Annotated in this window: 25 protein-coding genes; 14 read left to right on the forward strand and 11 right to left on the reverse strand. The window is 72.3% G+C overall.

Going from position 1 to position 23,174, the window contains the following annotated elements; genetic code table 11:
* The first annotated feature begins 6 nt into the window (after positions 1–6).
* Genes ACIBBA_RS22605 through ACIBBA_RS22615 form a run of 3 tightly spaced genes read left to right on the forward strand, consistent with a single transcriptional unit; the run spans position 7 to position 2,709 of the window.
* On the forward strand, positions 7–858 hold the full coding sequence (locus ACIBBA_RS22605; protein WP_396699956.1) for an ABC transporter permease: 852 nt from the start codon (positions 7–9) through the stop codon (positions 856–858).
* A complete protein-coding gene (locus ACIBBA_RS22610; protein ID WP_396699957.1) occupies positions 851–1,666 on the forward strand; it encodes an ABC transporter permease in 816 nt (271 codons plus the stop codon). The genes ACIBBA_RS22605 and ACIBBA_RS22610 overlap by 8 nt, the downstream gene beginning before the upstream one ends.
* A complete protein-coding gene (locus tag ACIBBA_RS22615; protein WP_396699958.1) occupies positions 1,663–2,709 on the forward strand; it encodes an ATP-binding cassette domain-containing protein in 1,047 nt (348 codons plus the stop codon). Before ACIBBA_RS22610 ends, ACIBBA_RS22615 begins: the two co-directional genes overlap by 4 nt.
* Before the next feature lie 7 nt (positions 2,710–2,716).
* Here ACIBBA_RS22615 and ACIBBA_RS22620 read toward each other — a convergent pair whose 3' ends face one another.
* The 4 genes from ACIBBA_RS22620 to nadA all read right to left on the reverse strand — a co-directional run bounded on the left by ACIBBA_RS22620 (position 2,717) and on the right by nadA (position 6,880).
* Positions 2,717–3,277: a helix-turn-helix domain-containing protein gene (locus ACIBBA_RS22620; protein WP_396700020.1), complete on the reverse strand. Its 561-nt coding sequence runs from the start codon at positions 3,275–3,277 to the stop codon at positions 2,717–2,719.
* A gap of 156 nt (positions 3,278–3,433) precedes the next feature.
* Positions 3,434–4,039, reverse strand: a complete 606-nt coding sequence (locus ACIBBA_RS22625) for a DUF3043 domain-containing protein (RefSeq protein ID WP_396699959.1) — start codon at positions 4,037–4,039, stop codon at positions 3,434–3,436.
* Positions 4,040–4,113: 74 nt separating this feature from the next.
* On the reverse strand, positions 4,114–5,469 hold the full coding sequence (gene murA, locus ACIBBA_RS22630) for a UDP-N-acetylglucosamine 1-carboxyvinyltransferase (protein WP_350872240.1): 1,356 nt from the start codon (positions 5,467–5,469) through the stop codon (positions 4,114–4,116).
* 211 nt (positions 5,470–5,680) lie between these two features.
* A complete protein-coding gene (gene nadA, locus ACIBBA_RS22635; protein WP_396699960.1) occupies positions 5,681–6,880 on the reverse strand; it encodes a quinolinate synthase NadA in 1,200 nt (399 codons plus the stop codon).
* 44 nt (positions 6,881–6,924) lie between these two features.
* Between nadA and ACIBBA_RS22640 the strand changes: the two genes are divergently transcribed.
* The 4 genes from ACIBBA_RS22640 to ACIBBA_RS22655 all read left to right on the forward strand — a co-directional run bounded on the left by ACIBBA_RS22640 (position 6,925) and on the right by ACIBBA_RS22655 (position 10,319).
* Entirely contained in the window at positions 6,925–8,085 is a 1,161-nt protein-coding gene (locus ACIBBA_RS22640) for a glycerate kinase (protein ID WP_396699961.1), read from the forward strand.
* Between the two features lie 163 nt (positions 8,086–8,248).
* Positions 8,249–8,617: an iron-sulfur cluster insertion protein ErpA gene (gene erpA / locus ACIBBA_RS22645; RefSeq protein WP_350872245.1), complete on the forward strand. Its 369-nt coding sequence runs from the start codon at positions 8,249–8,251 to the stop codon at positions 8,615–8,617.
* A gap of 173 nt (positions 8,618–8,790) precedes the next feature.
* Positions 8,791–9,768 carry a carbohydrate kinase family protein gene (locus ACIBBA_RS22650; protein ID WP_357049985.1) on the forward strand — a complete coding sequence of 326 codons (978 nt, stop codon included), beginning with the start codon at positions 8,791–8,793 and terminating at the stop codon, positions 9,766–9,768.
* Positions 9,765–10,319 (forward strand): AAA family ATPase, encoded by a 555-nt coding sequence (locus ACIBBA_RS22655; RefSeq protein ID WP_396699962.1) that lies wholly within the window; start codon positions 9,765–9,767, stop codon positions 10,317–10,319. Before ACIBBA_RS22650 ends, ACIBBA_RS22655 begins: the two co-directional genes overlap by 4 nt.
* A gap of 11 nt (positions 10,320–10,330) precedes the next feature.
* On the opposite strand, the gene ACIBBA_RS22660 is transcribed toward ACIBBA_RS22655, so the two are convergent.
* Positions 10,331–10,564, reverse strand: a complete 234-nt coding sequence (locus tag ACIBBA_RS22660) for a sulfurtransferase TusA family protein (protein ID WP_350872250.1) — start codon at positions 10,562–10,564, stop codon at positions 10,331–10,333.
* Positions 10,561–11,712, reverse strand: coding sequence for a cysteine desulfurase family protein (locus tag ACIBBA_RS22665; protein ID WP_396699963.1), 1,152 nt, complete (start codon positions 11,710–11,712; stop codon positions 10,561–10,563). Before ACIBBA_RS22665 ends, ACIBBA_RS22660 begins: the two co-directional genes overlap by 4 nt.
* A 197-nt stretch (positions 11,713–11,909) precedes the next feature.
* On the opposite strand from ACIBBA_RS22665, the gene coxB reads away from it, so the two are divergent.
* Positions 11,910–12,875, forward strand: a complete 966-nt coding sequence (gene coxB, locus ACIBBA_RS22670) for a cytochrome c oxidase subunit II (protein ID WP_350872252.1) — start codon at positions 11,910–11,912, stop codon at positions 12,873–12,875.
* Positions 12,876–12,885: 10 nt separating this feature from the next.
* Positions 12,886–13,311 (forward strand): cytochrome c oxidase subunit 4, encoded by a 426-nt coding sequence (locus tag ACIBBA_RS22675; RefSeq protein ID WP_350872254.1) that lies wholly within the window; start codon positions 12,886–12,888, stop codon positions 13,309–13,311.
* A gap of 859 nt (positions 13,312–14,170) precedes the next feature.
* On the opposite strand, the gene ACIBBA_RS22680 is transcribed toward ACIBBA_RS22675, so the two are convergent.
* The 4 genes from ACIBBA_RS22680 to ACIBBA_RS22695 all read right to left on the reverse strand — a co-directional run bounded on the left by ACIBBA_RS22680 (position 14,171) and on the right by ACIBBA_RS22695 (position 17,467).
* Complete coding sequence (locus ACIBBA_RS22680; protein ID WP_396699964.1) at positions 14,171–14,377, reverse strand: hypothetical protein; 207 nt, start codon at positions 14,375–14,377, stop codon at positions 14,171–14,173.
* 468 nt (positions 14,378–14,845) lie between these two features.
* On the reverse strand, positions 14,846–15,892 hold the full coding sequence (gene trpD / locus ACIBBA_RS22685) for an anthranilate phosphoribosyltransferase (RefSeq protein WP_396699965.1): 1,047 nt from the start codon (positions 15,890–15,892) through the stop codon (positions 14,846–14,848).
* 86 nt (positions 15,893–15,978) lie between these two features.
* The gene (locus ACIBBA_RS22690) at positions 15,979–16,374 is read right to left on the reverse strand and encodes a hypothetical protein (RefSeq protein ID WP_357050005.1); all 396 of its coding nucleotides are present in this window, start codon (positions 16,372–16,374) and stop codon (positions 15,979–15,981) included.
* 106 nt (positions 16,375–16,480) lie between these two features.
* Positions 16,481–17,467 carry a cytochrome c oxidase assembly protein gene (locus tag ACIBBA_RS22695; RefSeq protein ID WP_396699966.1) on the reverse strand — a complete coding sequence of 329 codons (987 nt, stop codon included), beginning with the start codon at positions 17,465–17,467 and terminating at the stop codon, positions 16,481–16,483.
* 108 nt (positions 17,468–17,575) lie between these two features.
* Between ACIBBA_RS22695 and ACIBBA_RS22700 the strand changes: the two genes are divergently transcribed.
* The 5 genes from ACIBBA_RS22700 to ACIBBA_RS22720 all read left to right on the forward strand — a co-directional run bounded on the left by ACIBBA_RS22700 (position 17,576) and on the right by ACIBBA_RS22720 (position 22,771).
* Positions 17,576–18,175 carry a heme-copper oxidase subunit III gene (locus ACIBBA_RS22700; protein ID WP_350872262.1) on the forward strand — a complete coding sequence of 200 codons (600 nt, stop codon included), beginning with the start codon at positions 17,576–17,578 and terminating at the stop codon, positions 18,173–18,175.
* A gap of 72 nt (positions 18,176–18,247) precedes the next feature.
* Positions 18,248–19,084 (forward strand): cytochrome c, encoded by an 837-nt coding sequence (locus ACIBBA_RS22705; RefSeq protein WP_350872264.1) that lies wholly within the window; start codon positions 18,248–18,250, stop codon positions 19,082–19,084.
* Between the two features lie 61 nt (positions 19,085–19,145).
* Positions 19,146–20,234 carry a Rieske 2Fe-2S domain-containing protein gene (locus ACIBBA_RS22710; RefSeq protein WP_350872266.1) on the forward strand — a complete coding sequence of 363 codons (1,089 nt, stop codon included), beginning with the start codon at positions 19,146–19,148 and terminating at the stop codon, positions 20,232–20,234.
* Positions 20,231–21,859, forward strand: a complete 1,629-nt coding sequence (locus ACIBBA_RS22715; protein ID WP_396699967.1) for a cytochrome b N-terminal domain-containing protein — start codon at positions 20,231–20,233, stop codon at positions 21,857–21,859. The genes ACIBBA_RS22710 and ACIBBA_RS22715 overlap by 4 nt, the downstream gene beginning before the upstream one ends.
* Positions 21,860–22,072: 213 nt before the next feature.
* A complete protein-coding gene (locus ACIBBA_RS22720; protein ID WP_396699968.1) occupies positions 22,073–22,771 on the forward strand; it encodes a DUF4142 domain-containing protein in 699 nt (232 codons plus the stop codon).
* 89 nt (positions 22,772–22,860) lie between these two features.
* Here ACIBBA_RS22720 and ACIBBA_RS22725 read toward each other — a convergent pair whose 3' ends face one another.
* Positions 22,861–23,148 carry an Lrp/AsnC family transcriptional regulator gene (locus ACIBBA_RS22725; RefSeq protein ID WP_088961047.1) on the reverse strand — a complete coding sequence of 96 codons (288 nt, stop codon included), beginning with the start codon at positions 23,146–23,148 and terminating at the stop codon, positions 22,861–22,863.
* Between the last annotated feature and the right edge of the window lie 26 nt (positions 23,149–23,174).

Genomic DNA, 23,174 nt, shown 5'->3' on the forward strand with positions numbered 1-23,174 from the left:
ATCGGCGTGGGCTCGGTCACCGCCACTGTGGCACCGTCCACCACCTCAAACGTTATCCGATGGTTTCGGACATTTGGGTCTATAGCCGCATCCGGCTTCCGACGATACTCCACCTACCGCCAGGCGGCGCTGGCCGGGATCGTCACCAACTCCGTGTTCGGCTTCCTGCGCTGCTATCTGCTGCTCGCCGTGGCCGGCGCGGTCGGCGAGGTGGCGGGGTACGACCGGGCGCAGCTGGCCACCTTCGTCTGGGTCGGGCAGGGGCTGCTCGCCGTGGTCCTGCTCTGGGGCTGGACGGAGCTGGCCGACCGGATCCGCACCGGCGACGTCGTCACCGACCTGCTCCGGCCGGTCCACCCGGTCACCGCCTACCTCGCCGCCGACCTGGGCCGCGCCGGGTACGCGGCGGTGGCCCGGCTGCTGCCGCCGGTGCTGGTCGGGCCGCTCTTCTTCGACGTGCACCTGCCGACCCGCTGGCCCACCGCGCCGCTCTTCGTCGTCTCGGCCGGCGTCGCGGTGGTGCTCTGCTTCGCCTGCCGGTTCCTGGTCAACGCCACCGCCTACTGGCTGGACGACGTCCGCGGGCCGATCATCCTCTGGACGCTCGGCTCGGGTGTGCTGGCCGGGCTCTACTTTCCGCTGCGCTTCCTGCCGGAGTGGCTCTACCTGCCACTGTGGATCGCCACCCCGCTGCCGAGCCTCTTCCAGACCCCGCTCGACGTGCTGGTGGAGCGCGACCCCACCCCGGTGCAGGTGGGGCTGGTCGCCCTCCAGGTCGGCTGGGCCGCGCTGCTGCTGGCCGCCTGCCGACTGGTGCAGCGCCGCGCCGAGCACCGGCTGGTGGTGCAGGGTGGCTGAGCGGCGGGGCGGGACTTTGACCGCGTACCGGGCGCTGCTCGGCGCGCAGGCCCGGTCGCAGACCGCGTACCGCGCCTCGTTCGCGATCGACCTGGTGGGCAACCTCGGGGCCACCCTCTTCGACGTGGTCACCGTGCTGGTCATCTTCGGGGTGACCCGGGAGCTGGGCGGGTTCACCCTGCGCGAGGCGCTGCTGATGGTCGGTCTCTCCGCGTTCGCGTTCGCCACCGCCGACCTGCTGGTCGGCAACATCGAGCGGATCCCCCGCTACGTGCGCACCGGCCTGCTGGACGCGGTGCTGCTGCGGCCGCTCGGTGCGCTGCCGCAGCTGCTCCTGATGGACCTGCCGCTGCGCAAGGTCTCCCGGGCGCTGTTCGGGCTCACCGTCTGGATCGTCGCGGTCGCCTCGGCCGATCTCCACTGGACGCCGGGCCGGGTGCTGCTGGTGGTCCTCGCCCCGGTCGCCGGTGCGGTCTTCTTCGGCTCGGTCTTCGTGGCCACCGCGACCGTCTCGTTCTTCTGGATCGAGTCGGGCGAGCTGGCCAACTCGGTCACCTACGGCGGGCGCGACTTCACGTCGTACCCCGTCACCGTCTACGGCGGCTGGTTCCGGGCGCTCTTCGCGTACGGCCTGGGTTTCGCCTTCGTCAGCTACCAGCCGGCGCTGGCGCTGCTCGGCCGCGCGGACCCGCTGGGCCTGCCGTCCTGGGCGGGCTGGGCCGCGCCGGGCGTCGCGCTGCTCGCCGCCGCAGCCGCCGCCGTGGCCTGGCGCTTCGGCATCCGCCATTACCGGAGTACGGGGTCATGAACGCAATCGAGACGCGCGGGTTGCGCAAGGAGTTCACGGTACGGGTGAAGACCGGCCGGCTGCGCCGGGAGAACCGGATCCGGGCCGCGGTCGACGGGATCGACCTGCGGGTGGGGCGGGGCGAAATGCTCGGCTACATCGGCCCGAACGGGGCCGGCAAGTCCACCACCCTGAAGATGCTCACCGGCGTGCTGATGCCCACCGCCGGCGAGGTACGCGTCTGCGGGCTGCGCCCGGTGGCCCAGCGCATCCAGCTCGCCAGACGCATCGGCGTGGTCTTCGGGCAGCGCTCGCAGCTCTGGTGGGACCTGCCGCTGCGGGAGTCCTTCGGCCTGCTCCGGCACATCTACCGGGTGCCCGCCGCCGAGCACGCCGCCCGGCTGGTCCGCTGCCGGGACCTGCTCGATCTGGACGGCTTCCTCGACGTTCCGGTCCGGCAGCTCTCCCTCGGCCAGCGGATGCGCGGCGAGCTGACCGCCGCGCTGCTGCACGGTCCGGAGGTGCTCTTCCTCGACGAGCCGACCATCGGTCTGGACGTGGTGAGCAAGCAGGCGGTCCGGGGTTTCCTCGGTGAGCTGGGCCGGGCCGGCGACACCACGCTGGTGCTGACCACCCACGACCTCGCGGACATCGAGCGGCTCTGCCGGCGGCTGGTGGTCATCGACCACGGCCGGGTGGTGCACGACGGCTCGATCGCCGAGCTGCACCGCCGGTACGGCTCCCGCCGGCTGGTCGTCGCCGACCTGGACACGCCGCTGCCGGAGCCGCCGGCTCTGCCCGGCGCGCACCTGCGCCAGGTCGCGCCGGACGGCCGCCGGCTGGTGTACGCGCTGGAGTCCGCCGGGGTGGCCGAGGTGGTCTCGGGCCTGGCCGGGCTGGCCACCCTGCGGGACATCGCGGTCGTCGAACCGGACATCGAGGAGGTGGTGGCCCGCCTCTACCGCGCACCGGCCGGCGCCCCGGCCCCGGTGGACGGCTCGGTGCCCCGGTTGCCGTCGCCGGCCGGGCCGGACCCGGCCGCCGAGGCCGCCCCGACGGGGTGAGCGCGGCTCAGGGGTGCTCCATCACCAGCACCGCGAAGGTGCCGGGGGCCATCGCCTCGTACCTGTGCGGCTCGTCCCCGGGGAACGTCGCGTAGTCGCCCGGGCCCAGCTCGACCAGGTCCGACTCGGGCCCGACCCGGAGCCGGCCGGCCGCCACCACGACGTGCTCGACGCTGCGAGGGGTGTGCGCGTCCGTGGTGCGGACCGCGCCGGGCTCCAGCTCGATCAGGTAGATGTCCCGGCGGAGGTGCGCCGAGCCGGCGCTGAGCAGCGTGCCGGCGAAATCGGCGTGCTCGGAGCGGACCCGGGGGCCGTCACCGGCCCGGATCACCCGGACGGCCGCCCGCGGTGGCTCGACCAGGCGGCTGAACGGCACGTTTAGTGCGTCGCCGAGCGCCCAGAGCGTCTCCACGCTCGGGTCGCCGGTCCCCGCCTCCAGCTGGGCGAGGGTGGACTCGGCGATCCCGGCCCGCTTGGCCAGCTCGCTGAGCGGGATGCCGACCCGTTCCCGCTCCCGGCGCAGCGCGGCGGCGATGGTGGCCAGCGGGGGAGCCGATTCGGCGGCCATCTGCACTCCGTCGGTGTTCGGTGTGACGAACGAGTCGACCAGGTTCACCAGGGTGGACCATTCGTACGCTACAACGAACGCCAGCGGCCGGGAGGCTTCGCGACAACGCCGCGAGCGCTACGGCGGCGGCCGGTGCCGGTCACCGCCGCCCGCGGGTCAGACCTTGTCGCCGATCTTGACCTGCGGCGCCGGGGTACGCATCCGGCGGAAGGTGATCGACCGCATGATCGCGTAGAGGTAGAGCGAGCCCATCCGCTGGTCGGTCTTGGGGAACCGCTGGCGGACCAGCTTGCCGATCTTGCGGGAGATCAGGATCGAGTCGACCACCACGCCGAGAGCCAACGCGCCCCAGAGCAGGTTGGAGACGAGCCGGACCTCCGGCGGCATCGCCGCGTTCGACCCGATCAGCACGATCAGCGCGCCGCCGAAGAACCAGGTGCCGACCGTACGCCGGGAGTCGACCACGTTGCGGGCCAGCAGCCGCTCGGGGCCGCGGTCGCGCGGACCGCCCTCGCGGCGGAACTCGGCCGCCGACTCGGCGCGCAGCTGCCGGCGGCGCTCCCGCGCCTCCTCCTTGGTCAGCGGCTTGCTGGGGGCGCCGCCAGCGGGGCGCCGCCCGACGGTCGGCCGCTTCGGGGTCTCACGCCCCTTGGCCGGGGTGTAGGCCCGGGGGCGCTCAGCGGTGGACGCCTCGTCGGGCGTCACGGAGGTGACAGCCTCGTCTACGAGGTCGGCGGACTTGCGGCGAAACAGCGACGGCACGCCGAAAGGGTAGCCAACCGAAGGCGCCCGGTGCACATCGCGGTGCACCGGGCGCGAACTTGCGGTGAGCGAGGTTATGGTCGCTCGGCGTGCGCGCCCAGGTCGGCGAGCTTCGCCTCGAAGTCCTCGTAGCCGCGGTTGATCAGGTCGACGCCGTAGACCCGCGAGGTGCCCTCGGCGGCGAGCGCCGCGATCAGGTGGCTGAACCCGGCCCGCAGGTCCGGGATGACCAGGTCGGCCGCGTGCAGCTTGCTCGGACCGGCGATCACCGCGGAGTGCTTGAAGTTACGCCGGCCGAAGCGGCACGGGGTGCCGCCCAGGCAGTCCCGGTAGACCTGGATGTTGGCGCCCATCGAGTTCAGCGCCTCGGTGTAGCCCAGCCGCTGCTCGTAGACCGTCTCGTGGACGATCGACAGGCCGCGGGCCTGGGTGAGCGCGACCACCAGGGGCTGCTGCCAGTCGGTCATGAAACCGGGGTGCACGTCGGTCTCCAGCGCCACGGCGTTCAGCTCGCCGCCCGGGTGCCAGAACCGGATGCCGCCCTCCTGGCCCGGGTCGCCGAGCTTCGGCGGGCGGGCGTCGGTGACCTCGTACTCGCCGCCGACCGAGCGGAAGATGTTCAGGAAGGTCATCATGTCGGCCTGCTGCGCGCCGAGCACCTCGACGTGCCCGCGGGTGGCCAGCGCCGCCGCGGCCCAGCTCGCCGCCTCGATCCGGTCCGGGATCGGCCGGTGCGTGTAACCGTGCAGCTTCGGCACGCCCTGGATCTCGATCACCCGGTCGGTGTGCACCTTGATGATCGCGCCCATCTTCTGCAGGATGCAGATCAGGTCGATGATCTCGGGCTCCACCGCGGCGTTGCGCAGCTCGGTGACGCCCTCGGCCATCACCGCGGTCAGCAGCACCTGCTCGGTGGCGCCGACGCTCGGGTACGGCAGCGCGAACTTCGTGCCGTGCAGGCCGTTCGGCGCGGACAGGTGCAGACCCTCCGGCCGCTTGTCGACCGTCGCGCCGAACTCGCGCAGCGCCTGGAGGTGGAAGTCGATCGGGCGCGGCCCGATGTGGCAGCCACCCAGGTCCGGAATGAAGGCGTGCCCGAGCCGGTGCAGCAGCGGGCCGCAGAAGAGGATCGGGATCCGGCTGGACCCGGCGTGCACGTTGATCTGGTCGGTGCTGGCGCTCTCGACGTTGGCCGGGTCGAAGACGAGCTCGCCGTCCTCGTTGCCGTCGGTCACCTTGACGCCGTGCAGCCCGAGCAGGCCCCGGACGACCTCGACGTCGCGGATCTTCGGCACGTCGAACAGCCGGCTCGGGCTGTCGCCGAGCAGCGCGGCGACCATCGCCTTGGAGACCAGGTTCTTCGCGCCGCGCACTCGGATCCGCCCTTCCAGCGGAGTGCCTCCGTGCACGACCAGGACGTCGTCGGTCAACGCAACCTCCAGCGCGTCGGTGCTGCCGTGTTGATGGTGGGGTCGACGGTGTGGATCGGTACCCCGGATGCGGCCGTGATGAAACAGTCGCCTGCGTCGTTGCTCCGGCAGCATAGTCCTCGGGGATGAGAATGGAACCGGTCACACCGCCCGCAGAGTGTTATTTGGGTGATCCGGCACTAATACCTACCAAGGGCACTACGCAGAGTGATCAGTTGGCGGTCGGCGGCGGGGTGTCCGCGCCCGGAAGTGCCAGCATCTGGTCCAGTGCCACCCGGGCGTGGTGCGCGGTGGCCGCATCGACCGTGATCTGGTTCACCACCCGGCCGGCAACCAGCTCCTCCAGCGCCCAGACCAGGTGTGGCAGGTCGATCCGGTTCATCGTCGAGCAGTAACAGACCGCCTTGTCGAGGAACATGATCTGCTTGTCCGGGTGGGCCAGCGCCAGCCGGCGGACCAGGTTGAGCTCGGTGCCCACCGCCCACGCCGAGCCGGCCGGGGCCGCCTCGATGGTCTTGATGATGAACTCGGTCGAGCCCACCTGGTCGGCCGCGGTGACCACCTCGTGCCGGCACTCCGGGTGGACCAGCACGTTCACTCCGGGCACCCGCTCGCGGACGTCGTTGACGCTGTCGAGGGTGAACCGGCCGTGCACCGAGCAGTGCCCGCGCCAGAGGATCATCTTCGCGTCGCGCAGCTGCTCGGCGGTCAACCCGCCGTTCGGCTTGTGCGGGTCGTAGAGCACGCAGTCGTCGAGCGAGTAGCCCATCTCCAGCACCGCCGTGTTGCGGCCCAGGTGCTGGTCGGGCAGGAAGAGCACCTTCGAGCCCTGCTCGAACGCCCAGTCCAGGGCCCGCTTGGCGTTCGACGAGGTGCAGACCACGCCGCCGTGCCGGCCGACGAAGCCCTTGATGTCGGCCGAGGAGTTCATGTACGTGACCGGGACGGTCTGTTCGGCGACGCCCAGCTCGGCGAGCGCGTCCCAGGCCGCCTCGACCTGCCCGAGCACCGCCATGTCCGCCATCGAGCAGCCGGCCGCCAGGTCGGGCAGGATCACCTTCTGCGCGTCGGTGGTGAGGATGTCGGCGCTCTCGGCCATGAAGTGCACGCCGCAGAAGACGATGTACTCCGCGTCCGGCCGGGCCGCCGCCTCCCGGGCCAGCTTGAACGAGTCGCCGGTCACGTCGGCGAACTGGATCACCTCGTCGCGCTGGTAGTGGTGCCCCAGCACGAAGACCTTGCTGCCCAGTGCCGCCTTCGCCGCGGCCGCCCGGGCGACCAGACCCTGGTCGCTGGGCGCCGGCAGGTCACCGGGACACTCGACGCCGCGCTCGGTCGACGGGTCGCTGCCCCGACCGAGCAGCAGCAGTGCCGTAGCGGTGTTGGCGGGTTCCACCCAGGTCGAAGTCACGTCCCCCATGGTCCCACAGCACGGGCGCGGCGCAGCCTCGGCCGATGTGGGCTGCCACACTGCTCGGCATGCGCGTTCTGCTCTGTCCGGACAAGTTCGCCGGTACCCTGCCCGCCGCGGAGGTCGCCGCCGCGGTGGCCGAGGGCTGGCGCACGGTGACCGTCGGTGACGACCTGCTGATCCGGCCGCTCGCCGACGGCGGGCCGGGCTTCGTCGACGTCCTCGCCGACGCGCTGGACGGCCGCCGGGTGCCGGTGCGCACCGTCGATCCGCTAGGCCGGCCGGCCGCCGGTGAGATCCTGCTCACCAGCGACGGCACGGCCTACCTGGAGAGCGCCCAGGCGTGCGGGCTGCACCTGCTCGAGCCGGCCGAGCGGGACCCGAAGAACACCACCTCGTACGGGCTGGGGCTGCTGGTCGCCGCCGCGGTGGAGCACGGCGCCACGACGGTGGTCATCGGGCTCGGCGGCTCTGGCACCAACGACGGCGGCGCGGGGATGCTCACCGCGCTCGGCCTCACCCCGCTGGACGACGCCGGCCGGGCGCTGCCGTACGGCGGGGCGGCGCTCGCCGCGCTCGCCACGCTCGACGGCGCGCCCCGGCTGCGCGGCGCCCGGCTCGTCGCCGCCACCGACGTGGACAACCCGCTGCTCGGCCTGCACGGCGCGAGCAGCGTGTTCGGCCCGCAGAAGGGCGCCGACCGGGCCGACGTGCTGCTGCTCGACGCCGCGCTGGAACGCTTCGCCGAGGTGCTTCAGCGGGATCTGCCCGGCGCTCCGGCGCAGCTCGGCGCGCTTCCCGGCGGCGGAGCGGCCGGCGGCATCGGCGCGGCGATCCTCGCTCTCGGCGGGCGTTGCGAATCCGGCATCGGCCTGGTCACCCGGGCGATCGGCCTGGACACCGCGCTCGACGGCGTCGACCTGGTGATCACCGGGGAGGGCTCCTTCGACCACCAGTCGCTGCGCGGCAAGGTGGTCGCCGGGGTGGCCGGGGCGGCCCGGGACCGGGGGGTGCCGTGCGTGGTGCTCGCCGGGCAGGTGAGCACCGGCCGGCGGGAGGCCGCCGCGGCCGGGGTGACCGACGCGTACAGCCTGGTGGAGCACTTCGGGGGCGAGGAGCGCGGCGGCCTGGCGACGGCGCTCAGCCGGCCCGCCGACGGGCTGCGCGAGCTGGGCGCCCGGCTGGCCCGGCAGTGGAGCCGTTGACCGGGTGTGACCTGCGCCGCGCGGGGAAGCCCCGAGGTCACGTCGCCGGGTCGTCCGGCCCGGGGCGGCCTACAATCAAAAATTGGACCACAGTGGGAATCGCTGACCGGCGGGTGACGTTGGTCGGGACGACCACAACCAACGCGCGCAGGGAGAATTCCACGTGACCACGCCAGCGCAGACCGAGTCGACCGAGGCCAAGGCCGCTACGTCCGTCGTCCTCACCGACGTCGCGGCGCAGAAGGTCAAGGCCCTGATCGAGCAGGAGGGCCGTGACGACCTGCGGCTCCGCATCGCGGTGCAGCCGGGTGGCTGTTCCGGCCTGCGGTACCAGCTGTTCTTCGACGAGCGTTCGCTCGACGGTGACGTCGTCACCGACTACGACGGTGTCGAGGTCGTCGTCGACCGGATGAGCGCTCCCTACCTGGCCGGCGCCACCATCGACTTCGCCGACCGGATCGACGCCCAGGGCTTCACCATCGACAACCCCAACGCGGGCAGCTCCTGCGCCTGCGGCGACTCGTTCAGCTGAGTCGACCCCCGCGTCGCCCACGACGGGGCCGTCCCACGGGACGGCCCCGTCGTCGTCGGTGGGCTCCTGGCCCACAGGTGACCGGCGGGTGACCATCGTCCGACCGACCGGACGCGGCCTGGTTGACGGACCGGTAGTCTGACCGCGCCCTGCTCCCGACCCCGAGGGTTGACATGAAGATCGCGGTGACCGGCTCCATCGCCACCGACCACCTGATGAGCTTCCCCGGCCGCTTCGCCGACCAGCTCATCGCCGACCAGCTGCACAAGGTGTCGCTCTCCTTCCTGGTGGACGACCTGGTGCTGCGTCGGGGCGGGGTGGCGGCGAACATCGCCTTCGGCATGGGGCAGCTCGGCCTGCACCCGGCGCTGGTCGGGGCGGTGGGCGCGGACTTCGCCGACTACCGCTCCTGGCTCGAGCGCCACGGCGTGGACTGCGACTCGGTGCACATCAGCGAGGTGGCGCACACCGCCCGCTTCGTCTGCACCACCGACACCGACATGTGTCAGATCGCCTCCTTCTACGCCGGTGCGATGAGCGAGGCGCGCAACATCGAACTCGCCCCGCTCGCCAACCGGCTCGGCGGGCTCGACCTGGTCCTGGTCGGCGCGAACGACCCCGAGGCGATGCTGCGCCACTCCGCCGAGTGCCGGGAGCGCGGCTTCGCCTTCGCCGCCGACCCCTCGCAGCAGCTGGCCCGGATGCCCGGCGAGGACGTGATCTCGCTGATCGACGGCGCCGACTACCTGATGACCAACGACTACGAGAAGTCGCTGCTGCAGAGCAAGGCGGGGCTCAGCGACGAGCAGCTGCTGGACCGGGTCAAGATCCGGGTCACCACGCTCGGCAAGCACGGCGTCGAGATCGCCGGGCGGGACATCGACCCGATCCACGTGCCGATCGCCCGGGAGACCCGGGCGGTCGACCCGACCGGCGTCGGCGACGGCTTCCGCGCCGGGTTCTTCACCGCGCTCTCCTGGGGCCTCGGCCTGGAGCGCGCCGCCCAGGTCGGCTCGCTGCTGGCCACGCTGGTGCTGGAGACCGTCGGCACCCAGGAGTACCAGGTCCGCCGGGACCTGTTCGTCAAGCGGCTCGCCGAGTCGTACGGGGACGTGGCCGCCGACGAGGTCCGCCCGCACCTGCTGCCGTGACCTCCGCCCCGGCCGGCGGGGTCGTCGACCCCGCCGCCGTGCCACCCGGCGCCGACGGTCGGCTGCTGGTCGCCTTCGCCGGGCTGCCCGGCGTCGGCAAGAGCACCCTCGCCGCCCGGGTCGGTGCGGCGCTGCACGCCCCCGTCCTGCCCGTCGACCCGGTGGAGCGGGCCCTCGCCCGCTACGGCCTGGTCGGCGACGTGCCCGGGATGGCCGCCTACGGCGCGGTCGCCGGGCTCGCCGAGGTGCAGCTCGGGCTCGGGCTCAGCGTGGTGGTGGACGCGGTGAACCCGGTGGCCAGCGCGCGGGGCCTCTGGCACGACCTGGCCGAGCGGGCCGGGGTGCCGCTGCGGCTGATCGAGGTGCACTGCGGCGACGAGGCGGAGCACCGGCGCCGGATCGAGTCGCGGCCGCCGGACCCGCACCACCCGACCTGGGAGCAGACCCTGGTACGCCGCGCCCGGTACGAGCCGATCATCGGCCCGCGCCTGGTGGTGGACACCGCCGTCGACGCCGACCCGCTCCCCGCCGTCCTCAACTACCTGCACTGACCCCGCGCGGGTCAGTGCTGGCGGCGGACGTCGTAGGCCGGGCCGTCGGGGCCGGTGACGGTGCCGACGAACTCCTGACCGCGCATCCGGCACCAGGCGGGAATGTCCACCGCCGCCGCCGGGTCGTCGGCGAGCACCCGGACCACCGTCCCCACCGGCAGCTCCGGCAGCCGACGGGCCACCGCGATCACCGGCAGCGGGCAGCGTTGACCACGGCAGTCGAGCACCTCGTCCGGCACGGTCACAGCCCCACCACCCCTGCCTCCGCGCGCAGCTCGGCGACGATTCCCGGCAGCTCGGCGAGGAAGCGCTCGAGGTCCGCCGTCGACGTCTCCCGGTGCAGCGAGATCCGCACGTTGCCGTGCGAGAGCACCCCCATCGCCTCCAGCACGTGCGACGGACGCAGCGTGGAGGAGGTGCAGGACGAGCCGGAGGAGACGGCGAAGCCCCGCCGGTCCAGCGCGTGCAGCAGCGCCTCGCCGTCCACGTAGAGACAGGAGAACGTGACCAGGTGCGGCAGGCGACTCTGCGGGTCGCCGACCACCTCCACGTCCGGCACCTCCGCCGCCACCCGGGCCCGGATCAGGTCCACCAGCGGCGCCAGCCGGGCCGTCTCAGCCGCGGCCTCGGCCGCCACCGCGCGCAGGCTCGCCGCCGCGGCCACCACCGCCGGCAGGTTCAACGCCCCCGGGGTACGCCCGGCCTCCCGCTCGTCGGCCGGATAGGGCGACTCCCACCGGGTGCCCTTGCGCACCACCAACACGCCCACGCCGGCCGGGCCGCCCCACTTGTGCGCGCTGGCGGTCAGCACCGACCAGCCGGCCGGCACCGGCACCCGGCCCACCGCCTGGGCGGCGTCCACGTAGAGCGGCACCCCGGCGTCGGCGCACGCGGCGGCCGCCTGCGCCACCGGCTGGAGCGTGCCCACCTCGTGACTGGCGGCGATCAGCGCGGCCAGGGCCACCCCCGGCGCGCCGACCGCGGCCGCCCACGCCTGCGGGTCCAGCCCACCGAGCCGGTCGACCGGGACCGAGGCCGCCGCGCCCCCGTCCGCCACGTGCCGCTCGGCGGCGTGCAGCACGGCCGAGTGCTCGATGGCGGAGTGCACCAGGGTCCGGCCCACCCGGCGCCGACCGGCCAGTCCACCGAGCACGGCGGCGTGCGCGGCGGCCGTTCCGCTGGCGGTGAAGGAGAGCTCGTCGGGGCGTACGCCCAGGGTCTCCGCGGTCGCGGCCCGGGCCGCGTCGAGCAGCTGGCGTGCCCGGCGGGCCTGCGTGTAGAGCTTGCCCGGGTCGGCCCAGCCGTCCTCCAGGGCCGCCAGCAGCGCCTGCCGGGCGACCGGATGCAGTGGCGCGGCGGTGGCCGCGTCCAGGTAGACCAGGGATACGCTCACGGATCCCTACGCTATCGCGGCGGTACGCCCAAGATCCCCCCGATGGGGGCGGACAGTGACCCCACCACGGTCCAGTCCGTCATGGTCGAGTAATCTGCGACCGTCGGTGACGCCTTTGCCGCAGGTGCTGTCGCCCCGGCCGTCCGAGGCCGGGAGATCAGGGCAGACACCGCGGCGCGCTAGGGAGGCAGGACCAGGTGGTCGCAAGGAGTTCGGAGGTACGGCCGTCGGCCGTACGGCACAGCGCTTCCCCGGGAGTCGGTGGACGCCGGCGTGGTGCTGGTCGGCTCGCCGGGCTCGGTCTCGGCGGTGTGGCGCTGCTGGTCCTGCTCACGGGCTGTGACGTCGGCGCGGCGTTCGACGGCTTCGGCTGGCCGCAGGGCGGCATCTCCGCGGAGTCCCGCCGGATGTACGACCTGTGGATCGCGTCCTGCATCGCGGCGCTCGCGGTCGGCGTCTTCGTCTGGGGCCTGATCTTCTGGTGCATCGTGCGCTACCGGAAGCGGGGCAACGAGCTGCCGGTGCAGACTCGTTACAACCTGCCGATGGAGTTCCTCTACACCATCGCGCCGGTGCTGATCGTCTCCGTGCTCTTCTACTACACGGCGATCGTGCAGACCGACGTGAACAAGACGTCGCGCAACCCCGACGTGACCGTCGAGGTCGTCGCGTTCAAGTGGAACTGGCAGTTCAACTACCGTGACGGCCAGGGCGTGGACGCCAATACCGTCGCCTCGACGCTGGGCACCAGCGAGGTCATCCCGATCCTGGTACTGCCCACCAACCGGTCGATCCGGTTCGAGGAGACCAGCCGCGACGTAATCCACTCGTTCTGGGTGCCGGAGCTGCTGTTCAAGCGGGACGTCATGCCCGGCAACATCCGCAACGTGTTCGAGGTCTCCAGCCTGGAGACCGAAGGCGCCTACGTCGGCCGGTGCGCTGAGCTCTGCGGCAGCTACCACGCCTTCATGAACTTCGAGCTGCGGGTGGTCTCGCCGGAGCAGTACGACCAGTTCCTCGCGGCGAAGCAGGGCGGCAAGACCACCCAGGAGGCGCTGTCGGCCATCGGCGAGGACCCGTACGCCCAGACCACCAGGCCGTTCGACACCCGGCGTACCAAGAACAACTTCAACCCCGACGACCTGCCGGCTGCGGGAAACTGAGGGAGCGGGCATGAAGACCGAGTGGCGCATCTTCCTTCTCATCGCCGGGTTCCTCGCCGGCGCGACCATCCTCTACGGCGCCTGGACGCACGGTGAGGCCGGCCGCGTCGAGTGGGTCGGCACCGTCGCCCTGTTGCTGTCCTTCCTCCTCTGCTCGATGTGCGGCGGCTTCTTCTGGTTCGTCTCCCGCCGCATCGACCTGCGGCCGGAGGACCGCCCGGACGCGGAGATCGCCGACGGCGCGGGTGAGGTCGGCTTCTTCAGCCCGGGCAGCTACTGGCCGTTCGGCCTGGCGCTGGCCGCCGCCGTCGCCGGCCTCGGCATGGTGTTCTGGCAGCTCTGGCTGCTCGGCGCCGGCCTGGTGGCGGTCATCTTCGCCGCCTGCGGGCTGCTCTTCGAGTACTACACCGGCACCCGGCGCACCGCCGAGCACTGAGCCCGGCCGCACCACCCGAGCACCACGACGGCCCGCCTCCATCCGGAGGCGGGCCGCCGCGCGTCACGGCCCGTCGCCATGCCCGCCCATCTGGCCCGGCGCCCGCCCAGCGCTCGTCCGTCAGCCCGGTCCGGCGTCCGTCAGCCCGGTCCGGCGTCTGTCCGCCGCGGTCCGGCGTCTGTCCGCCGCGGTCCGGCGTCTGTCCGCCGCGGTCCGGCGTCTGTCCGCCGCGGTCCGGCGTCTGTCCGTCCGGTCCGGCGTCTGTCCGTCCGGTCCGGCGTCCGTCCACCCGGCCGGCCCGTGGCCTGGCGCGGTAGTTTGCCGCCGTCTCGCCGCCAGTTGCCCGCCGTCTCGTCGCCAGTTCGGCGACATGGTGGTGTCCGGCGCGCCGGGCATCGGCAGTTCCCCGACATGGCGGTGTCCGGCGTACCGGGTCACCGCCATGTCGCCGACATGGAGTGGATCTTCCGCGCCCCGACCTCCAAACTGGCCGGGCCGGCCTGCGGGCCGCCAGTGAGGGGCCAGCCGCCCGCCAGGCGCGGGGTGCCCGTGGCGGGGTGCCGGCGGTGGGCGTGGAAGGTCAGGCTGCGCCACGCTGCCGGCGGCGCGGTGCCGTTGGCGATGCCGTGGTGGTGGGGCGTGGACGGTCCGGCGGCGCGGTGCCCCGCTGGCGACCACGAGGGGCTCCGTGGCCACGCGCCTGTGGTGGGCGTGGGCGGTGGGGCCGCGCGGTGTCACGCCGAGGACTGTGGGTGTCCGTGGCGGCGTCGCTGTGGTGGGCGTGAGGGGGCAGGCGGCGCGCCGGGGCACTCGGCGTGCGCGGCGGCTGTCCGCAGCGGTGCGCCGTTGACGTGGGTGGTCAGGCGGCGCGGCGGTGGGCCGGCGGGCGCCGACGGCGGCCGGTGAGCTGCGTCGCGCGAAAGGCGAACGTGGCGATCAGCACGGCGGCGCCGCAGCCGGTGCAGACCAGCTCGGGACAGTCGGCGCCGTGCCCGTCGGCGCACGGCGGCGCCTCGAACGGCTGAACGCCCTCGCAGTTGTCACAGTGGAACTCGCGCTCCGACACGGGCGTCTCCTCTCGCTCCGGCCGCCGGCGGGTGCCGCACACGACGGAGGTGAATCACTCCGATGTAGTTTCGCACGCGGGTCCGACAGGACCGCTCAGGCGGGGCGGTGGCGGCCGGACCCGTCGGGCTCACCTGCGGAGAAGCCGCGCGGTGGCAGGTTGGTCCCGGCCCGCGCGTTGATCCACTCGAGATCATTGCAACCGGGGCCTCCCTGCCCGGCGACACCCCGACGTCATGGATCCCGAGTCGATCATCACCGCCGGACCGCCGGACCGTGACCCGCCGGACCGCGCGGACCGTCCGGACCGCCGGACCGCGGGCCGTTGGGCGCCGGACCGCCGAGCCGTTGGGACCGTCGGACCCGCCGGGCCGTCGGACCCGCCAGGACCGCCGGACCGTGACCCGCCGGACCGCCCGGACCGCCGGACCCGGTGGGGGACGCCGGTCAGGTCGGGGTCAGGTCGGGGTCAGGCGGTGCGGGCGACCTCGACCCAGCGGTCCAGAGTCGCCGCCGCGGCGCCGGAGTCGATCGACTCGGCCGCCCGGGCCATGCCGGCGCGCAGCGCTTCGATCAGGTCACCGTCGAGCGGGCCCTGGGTGGCCAGCGCCGCCGCCGCGTTGACCAGGACGGCGTCCCGGACCGGACCGGTCTCGCCGGCCAGCAGACGGCGGGCCACGGCGGCGTTGAAGGCCGCGTCCCCGCCGCGCAGGTCGCCGATCGTGGACCGGGGCACGCCGAGGTCGGTGGCGTCGAGCACCGTCTCGCGTACGGTGCCGCCCTGCGCCACCCAGACCCGGGTGGGCGCGGCGGTGGTGAACTCGTCCAGCCCGTCCTCGCCCCGCATCACCAGCACCGAGTCGCCGCGGCCGGCGAACACCCCGGCCATCACCGGGGCCATCCGAGCGTCGAAGCAGCCCACCGCGCCGGCCCGGGGCCGGGCCGGGTTGCTCAGCGGGCCGAGGAAGTTGAACACGGTGGGTACGCCCAGCTCGCGCCGGACCGGGCCGGTGTGCCGCATGCCGGGGTGGAACCGGGCCGCGAAGCAGAACCCGATGCCGGCCTCGATGACGCAGCGGGCGACCCCGTCCGGGCCGAGATCCAGCGGCACGCCGAGGAACTCCAGCAGATCTGCGGTGCCGCACGAGGAGGACGCCGCACGGTTGCCGTGCTTGACCACCCGTACGCCGGCGCCGGCCACCACCAGGGCGGCCATGGTGGAGATGTTGACGGTGTGGGCGAGGTCACCGCCGGTGCCCACCACGTCCAGCGCGGTCGAACGCAGCTCCTCGCCGAGCGTGACCGGGACCGCCCGGCCGAGCATCGCCTCGACCAGACCGGCCAGTTCGGCCGAGGTCTCGCCCTTGGCGCGCAGCCCCACGGCGAACCCGGCGATCTGCGCCGCGGTCGCCGAGCCGGCCATGATCTCGCCCATCGCCCAGGCGGTGTCGGCGGTGGAGAGCTCCTCGCCGCGCAGCAGCGCGTTGAGCAGGTGCGGCCAGGTCCGATCGCCCATCGCGGGCCTCCCGAGCGTGCGTGATGCGGGTGGGATGAACCGGCGCCGGTCGGTCCGGCGCCGTGGCGGTGCCGGAGCGGGGGACGTCAGGCGGGTGCGTGCGTCCGCAGCAGCTCGGCCACCGTGGTGCCGGTGGTCACCGGGTCGAGCGGGTGCACCAGGGTGGCGTCGACCTCGGCGTAGGCGGCGAGCCATCGGTCGGCGGCGCGGGCGATCACCACGCAGGTCGGGGGAGCGTCTTCGCGGTCGTCCTTGACCTGGCGGGCGATGCCGATGCCGCCGCCGGGGCTCGCCTCGCCGTCGAGCAGCAGCAGGTCGATCTCGTAGTCGTCGACCAGGCGGATGACCTCCTGGTAGGTCGACGCCTCGACGAACTCGATCTCGAGGCCGGGCGCGGGCCGGGTGCCGACGGCCAGCCGCATCCGGTCACGGACCTGCGGGTCGTCGCTGTAGAGCAGGACGGTGCAAACACGATCGCTCATCGCTGGACTGGCTCCCACCTCGTAGCTGCCCGCTGATCGTACCGGTCGACGTGATGTACGTGACGTCCCGCCCGGCGGCATCGTCGGGGCGTACCGTCCGAGCTGCTCAGGCCGTGGACTCGGCGGCGCGTTCGCGGGCCTCCTGGCGGTCCAGCTCGCGGTCGATCCGGCGGGCCTCGCGCTCGGACTGCTTCACCCACTGCACGACCAGCACCGCGAGCATGGTCACACTGACGAACTCGCCGCCGGCCCAGAGGATGCCGCCGGCGAGGACCTGGTCGTCGCGCGGGTCCGCCCAGGTCAGCCCCAGCGACGGGTACCAGTCGCCGCCGAAGAGCGTGGTGCTCTGCATGATGGTGAGCCCGAGCACGGTGTGGAACGGCACGGAGAGCAGCATCAGCAGCGCCCGGGCCGGGTACGGCCACCGGCCGGGCAGCGGGTCGAGGCCGAGCAGCGGCCAGAAGAAGACGCAGCCGGTCATGATGAAGTGCGCGTGCACCAGCTCGTGCGCCCAGGCGTGCTCGAGGGTGAACCGGTAGAGGTCGGTGAAGTAGAGCGCGAACGGGTTGACCACGAAGATGGCGAACGCCACCAGCGGGAAGCTGTAGACCCGGGCGAGGCGGCTGTGCACGATCGCCAGCAGGCGCTTGCGCGGCCCGACCGGCAGGGTGCGCAGGGCCAGCGTCATCGGCGCGCCCAGGGCCAGGAAGATCGGCGACACCATCGACAGCACCATGTGCTGGATCATGTGCACGCTCAGCAGCGCGGTGTCGTAGGCGTGCAGCCCGCTCACCGTGACCAGCGCGATGCCGCCGAGGCCGGGGCCGAGGAAGAAGACCGTCCGGGCGACCGGCCAGCGGTCGCCGCGGATCCGCAGCCGGTGCACGCCGTAGAGGTAGATCCCGGCGGCGAGCACCAGGCCGAGGGCGAGCCAGCTGTCCAGCCGGGTCTCGGTCAGCACGGCGCTGATGGTGAACGGTGGCGGGGTCGCCTCGCCCCCGGCGGCCAGGCTCGGCACGGCGGCCGAGGTGGCGGCGGCCACGCTCGACGGGACGCCCGAGGTGGCGGCGAAGATCGGATCGACGTGCAGCACGCTTTTCAGGCTAGGCCAGGCGAACCGGACCTTCACGATCGGGCCACCTGGGGCGCGGGTTTGCCACCCCGCTGATCGCCGACGCCGGTCAGGGGCAATAATGACCGCGTGACTGCGGCCCCAGCCATTGACAAGAGCCGGATCCACTCCCTGACCCGACCGAACATGGTCAGCGTCGGGACGATCGTGTGGCTCTCCAGCGAACTCATGTTCTTCGCGGCGCTGTTCGCGATGTACTTCTCCATCCGCGCGGCGGCGCCGGAGCAGTGGGCGGAGCACACCGAGGTCCTCAACATCCCCTACGCGACCACCTTCACGGTGATCCTGGTGTTGTCCTCGGTGACCTGCCAGCTCGGTGTCTTCGCGGCCGAGCGGGGCGACGTGCACTCGTTGCGGCGCTGGTTCACGCTCACCTTCGTGATGGGCCTGATCTTCGTACTCGGGCAGCTGAACGAGTACCGCGAGCTGGTGCACGAGGGCGTCAAGATCAACCACGACGGGTACGGGTCGATGTTCTACCTGACCACCGGCTTCCACGGTCTGCACGTGACCGGCGGTCTGATCGCCTTCATCATCTTCATGATCCGCACCACCATGGGCCGGTTCACCCCGGCGCAGGCGACCTCGGCGATCGTCGTGTCGTACTACTGGCACTTCGTGGACGTCGTGTGGATCGGGCTCTACGCCATGATCTACTGGCTTCAGTGATCTTGGCGCGTCACGAACCGCGCCGTTGCTCCGTCCCCTGAGACAAGGTCCAACCGGTTAAGGACACAGGTCATGACTTCTGACAACGACCGCCGACGCGGTCTGCTCGCGCGGCTGCGCGAGCGGCCCGCAGCGCGCAGCAGGGGCCGCCGCCGGCTGGGCGCCGCGGTCCGCCTGCTCGCCGCGCTGATTCTGGCCGGCGGCGCCTACACCGCTTTCGCCCCCGGCGCCCAGGCGCAGGACGATCCGACGCTGACCGGTGCCGCCGCCGAGGGCAAGGCGCTGTTCGACGTGAGTTGTGTGACCTGTCACGGTCGCAACGCGCAGGGTGTCGAGGGGCGCGGGCCGAGCCTGATCGGTGTCGGCGCGGCCTCGGTCGAGTTCCAGGTCAGCACCGGCCGGATGCCGCTGGCCCGGCAGGAGGCGCAGGCGCACCGCAAGCCCCCGCTCTTCACCGACGACCAGACCCGCCAGCTGGCCGAGTACATCCAGCAGCTCGGCGGCGGCCCGGTGGTGCCGAACGGCAGCGACCTGCGTGACGACGCCGATATCGCGGCCGGCGGTGAGCTGTTCCGGATCAACTGCTCGCAGTGCCACGCGTTCGGCGGTGGCGGCGGCGCTCTCTCCTCGGGCAAGTTCGCCCCGAGCCTGCACCCGGCGAGCGACCGGCAGATCTACGCGGCCATGCTGAGCGGCCCGCAGAACATGCCGGTCTTCGGTGACAACCAGATCACCCCGGAGCAGAAGGCGGACATCATCGCCTACATCCAGGAGACCCTGAAGCACGACCAGGACCCGGGTGGCTTCAACCTCGGTCGGTACGGCCCCTCCACGGAGGGACTGGCGATCTTCCTGGTCGGCATCGTGGCGCTGGTCTTCGCCAGCCTGTGGATTGCGGGCAAGTCGTGACCGACAATGGATTCAGTGCTGTGGTGCCGTGGGTCGGCACCGCCGGTAGCGAGGTGACGGCATGAGCACGCACACCGAGCACCAGGCCCAGCAGGGCCGGGAGCCGCTCGACGTGAACACCCCCGGCCTGACCCGTTTCGACATCGTCCGCGAGGGCGCGCGCCGGGACGACATCGAGATCGTCCACTACGAGCAGCAGGTCGTCCCGGGCTCGAAGGCCGAGCGCCGGCTGACCCGCCTGGTCGCCTCGATCTTCCTGCTCACCGGCCTGGCGGCGACCGCCTTCCTGGTGGTCTACATCTGGTGGCCCTGGGAGTACGCCCCGGGCCGCGGCGGCGACAAGCTCTACACCCCGCTGCTCGGCGTCACCCTCGGCGTGGCCCTGCTCGGCATCGGCTTCGGCATCCTGATCTGGGGCAAGAAGCTGCTGCCGAAGGAGGTCTCGATCCAGGACCGGCACGAGGGCGCCGTGGACGCGGACGGCCGCACCATCACCGGCCAGACGATGCTCTACATGGCCGACGAGCTGGGCGTGAAGCGCCGTCCGCTGCTCGGCATCTCGCTGCTCGCCGGGCTGGCGCCGGTCGCCGCGGTCGCCGCGGCGCCGCTGGTCGGCGGGTTGATCTCCAACCCGCACAAGAACAACCAGATGTTCACCACCGGGTTCGCCCCGGCCGAGGGCGGTCAGAAGATCCGGCTGGTCCGCGAGGACGGCCGGCCGGTCCGCCCGGCGGACATCAGCGCCGGTGGCCAGCTGACCGTCTTCCCCGGCATCGAGCACGGCGTGAGCAACCAGCACGCCGACTCGCCGACGCTGCTGATCCACCTTCGCGACTCGGACGCGCAGCAGTCGCGCCGGGCCAACGAGAAGGAGGGCCACGGCGACTTCATGTGGGGCAACTACGCGGCCTTCTCCAAGATCTGCACGCACGCGGGCTGCCCGGCAAGTCTCTACGAGCAGCAGACCAACCGGCTGCTCTGCCCGTGCCACCAGTCGCAGTTCCTGATCACCGACAACGCCCGGCCCGTCTTCGGCCCCGCCAGCCGGCGGCTGCCGCAGTTGCCGATCGAGGTTGACGCCGAGGGCTTCTTCGTTGCGAAGTCCGACTACACCGAGACCGTCGGGCCAGACTTCTGGGAGCGGCCATGAAGCGTCGTAAGTTCGACCTGGCGGCGACGCCGGGCAAGGCCGCGGTGGGAGTGGACGACCGCTTCCAGGTGGCCACCCCGCTGCGCCGGCTGCTGAACAAGGTCTTCCCGGACCACTGGTCCTTCCTGCTCGGCGAGATCGCGCTCTTCTCGTTCATCGTGCTGCTGCTCACCGGGGTCTTCCTGACCTTCTTCTTCGAGCCGGCGATGACCGAGGTGGTCTACAACGGCAGCTACGCCCCGCTGCGGGGCACGCCGATGTCCGCCGCGTACGCCTCCAGCCTCGACATTTCGTTCGAGGTCCGGGGCGGCCTGATCATGCGGCAGATGCACCACTGGGCGGCGCTGCTGTTCATGGCCGCGATCGTCGTGCACATGCTGCGGGTCTTCTTCACCGGCGCGTTCCGCAAGCCGCGCGAGACGAACTGGATCATCGGTTCGCTGCTCTTCTGGGTCGGCTTCCTGGCCGGTTTCACCGGCTACTCGCTGCCGGACGACGGCCTCTCCGGCACCGGTCTGCGGATCGCCTCGGCGATCATGCTCTCCATTCCGGTGATCGGCTCCTGGCTCACCTCGTCGATCTTCGGCGGGGAGTTCCCGGGCACGATCATCATCAGCCGCTTCTTCATCGCCCACGTGCTGCTCATCCCGGGCCTGCTGCTCGCGCTGATCACGGTCCACCTGGGCCTGGTCTTCAAGCAGAAGCACACCCAGTGGCCCGGCCCCGGCCGGACCAACGGCAACGTGGTCGGCGAGCGGATGTTCCCGCGGTACGCGATCAAGCAGGGCGGCTTCTTCATGGTCGTCTTCGGCGTGATCGCGCTGATGGGCGGTCTGTTCCAGATCAACCCGATCTGGCTCTTCGGCCCGTACGAGGCGTGGGTGGTCTCGGCCGCCAGCCAGCCGGACTGGTACGTCATGTTCCTGGACGGCTCGACCCGTCTGATGCCGGCGTGGCAGATCCCCATCCCGATCGGCGACGGCTACGTCATCCCGCCGCTGTTCTGGCCGACGGTGGTCCTGCCCGGCATCCTGGTGGGCCTCTCGACCATGTACCCGTTCCTGGAGGCACGGCACCTCAAGGACCGCAAGAGCCACAACCTGCTCCAGCGGCCTCGGGACGCACCGGCCCGGACCGCGGTCGGCGCGATGGCGGTCAGCTTCTACGTCGTGCTGACCCTCTCCGGCGCCAACGACGTCATCGCCGACAAGTTCCAGATCAGCCTGAACGCGATGACCTGGGCCGGCCGGATCGGGTTGTTGATCCTGCCGCCGCTGGCGTACTACGTCACCTACCGGCTCTGCCTCGGTCTGCAGCAGCACGACCGGGAGGTGCTCGCGCACGGCGTCGAGACCGGCATCATCCGGCGGCTGCCGGACGGCCGGTTCGTCGAGGTGCACCAGCCGCTCAGCGCGGCTGACGGGCACGACGGGCACGGCGCGCTGCCGTACGCCGGCTGGGTGGTGCCGAAGAAGATGAACCGGCTCGGTGCCCTCGGCCCGGCGATCCGGGGCTTCTTCTACCCGATCGAGCGGCCGGCCGAGGCGCCGGTCTCGCCGGGACACCCGCCGGTCGAGCCCCGACCGGAGCGCGAGGAGATCAGCAGCGGCGAGAGCCGTCGCTGACCTGAACCACCTGGACGTGGCGTCCGCCGGATCCTCCGGTGGGCGCCACGTCCGTTTTTCCACCCCAGGACCGGACGTACCCGGCGGCGCCGGGCGGCCGGTCCGGAGCCGGACGGTGCGACCTAGTGCGCCATCCCCTCGCGTCGGGCGATCGCAGGAATAACCCCGGTGAGCCGGGTATCCGTGCGGTCCAACGTCTCAAGGGGAGGAAGCATGTTGGGTATCAAACGCCTTGGCCTGATGGCCGCGCTGGTGGTGGTCGGCCTCGCGCCGGCCGCGGCCGCGCAGGCCGCGGCACAGCCGTCGTCGCAGGACACCCAGTACCTGCAGGCGATCCATCAGGTCAACCTGTTCGAGATCACCACTGGTGAACTGGCTCAGCAGAAGGGTCAGAACCAGCGGGTCAAGGACCTGGGCAAGATGTTCGTGACCGACCACACCCAGCTGGACCAGACGGTGCAGCAGACCGCCTCCCAGCTCAACGTGCAGCTGCCCAACGCGCCCACCGCGGACCAGCAGGCCGTGATCGACCAGCTGAACAACCTGTCCGGCCAGGAGTTCGACCGGCAGTGGGTGACCGCGGAGCTGGCCGGTCACGTCCAGGCCATCCAGGCCACCCAGACGGAGATCTCGCAGGGCTCCGAGCAGTCGGTGGTCCAGCTGGCGCAGACCGCGCTGCCGGTCATCCAGGCGCACTACGACGAGCTGGTCCAGCTGGCCCAGCAGCTGGGCATCCCGGTTCCGCAGGCTAGCGCCAGCGGTACGCCGAGCCCGGGTGGCACGGAGTCGCCCGGCACCGAGTCGCCGGGCACCGAGTCGCCGGGCACCGAGTCCCCGGCTCCGGGTGGCACCACCGAGTCGCCGGCTCCGGGTGGCGGCACCACCGAGACGCCGGTTCCGAGCGAGAGCTGACGTCAGGCAGCACCGGCGGCCGGTCCATCGAGTCAGGTGGGCCGGCCGCCGCGCGCCCGCGCCCCGCCCCGGGCGAGGACCGCCGGCCGTCAGTCGGCGCCGGCCAGGCCGATCGCGAACGCCTCCTCCAGGTCGTGCTGCGAGTACGCCCGGAAGGCGATGTGCGACTCGGTGTTCAGCACGCCCGGCACCTTCGAGATGCTGCCCGCGATCACCTGGGCGATCTGCTCGAACTCGCGTACCCGGACCATGGCGATCAGGTCGACGTGCCCGGCCACCGAGTAGACCTCGCTGACACCGGGCAGGTTGGCCAGGGTCTCGGCCACCTCGGGGATCGAGTCGGTGGCGCAGTCGATCAGCACGATCGCGGTGATCACGGGACATTTCTCCGTTCGTCGGCTTG

It is taken from the genome of Micromonospora sp. NPDC051006 (genome assembly GCF_044456245.1).
Classification (GTDB): Bacteria; Actinomycetota; Actinomycetes; order Mycobacteriales; family Micromonosporaceae; genus Micromonospora.

Bases quoted from the DNA above. Each gene is read 5' to 3' on its own strand.
- ACIBBA_RS22675 (WP_350872254.1), top strand. From the start codon at position 12,886: ATGAAGACCGAGTGGCGCATCTTCCTTCTCATCGCCGGGTTCCTCGCC.
- ACIBBA_RS22620 (WP_396700020.1), bottom strand. From the start codon at position 3,277: ATGGCCGCCGAATCGGCTCCCCCGCTGGCCACCATCGCCGCCGCGCTG.
- ACIBBA_RS22715 (WP_396699967.1), top strand. From the start codon at position 20,231: ATGAAGCGTCGTAAGTTCGACCTGGCGGCGACGCCGGGCAAGGCCGCG.
- ACIBBA_RS22650 (WP_357049985.1), top strand. From the start codon at position 8,791: ATGAAGATCGCGGTGACCGGCTCCATCGCCACCGACCACCTGATGAGC.
- ACIBBA_RS22720 (WP_396699968.1), top strand. From the start codon at position 22,073: ATGTTGGGTATCAAACGCCTTGGCCTGATGGCCGCGCTGGTGGTGGTC.
- ACIBBA_RS22690 (WP_357050005.1), bottom strand. From the start codon at position 16,374: ATGAGCGATCGTGTTTGCACCGTCCTGCTCTACAGCGACGACCCGCAG.
- ACIBBA_RS22640 (WP_396699961.1), top strand. From the start codon at position 6,925: ATGTGGGCTGCCACACTGCTCGGCATGCGCGTTCTGCTCTGTCCGGAC.
- ACIBBA_RS22705 (WP_350872264.1), top strand. From the start codon at position 18,248: ATGACTTCTGACAACGACCGCCGACGCGGTCTGCTCGCGCGGCTGCGC.
- ACIBBA_RS22615 (WP_396699958.1), top strand. From the start codon at position 1,663: ATGAACGCAATCGAGACGCGCGGGTTGCGCAAGGAGTTCACGGTACGG.
- trpD (WP_396699965.1), bottom strand. From the start codon at position 15,892: ATGGGCGATCGGACCTGGCCGCACCTGCTCAACGCGCTGCTGCGCGGC.
- ACIBBA_RS22710 (WP_350872266.1), top strand. From the start codon at position 19,146: ATGAGCACGCACACCGAGCACCAGGCCCAGCAGGGCCGGGAGCCGCTC.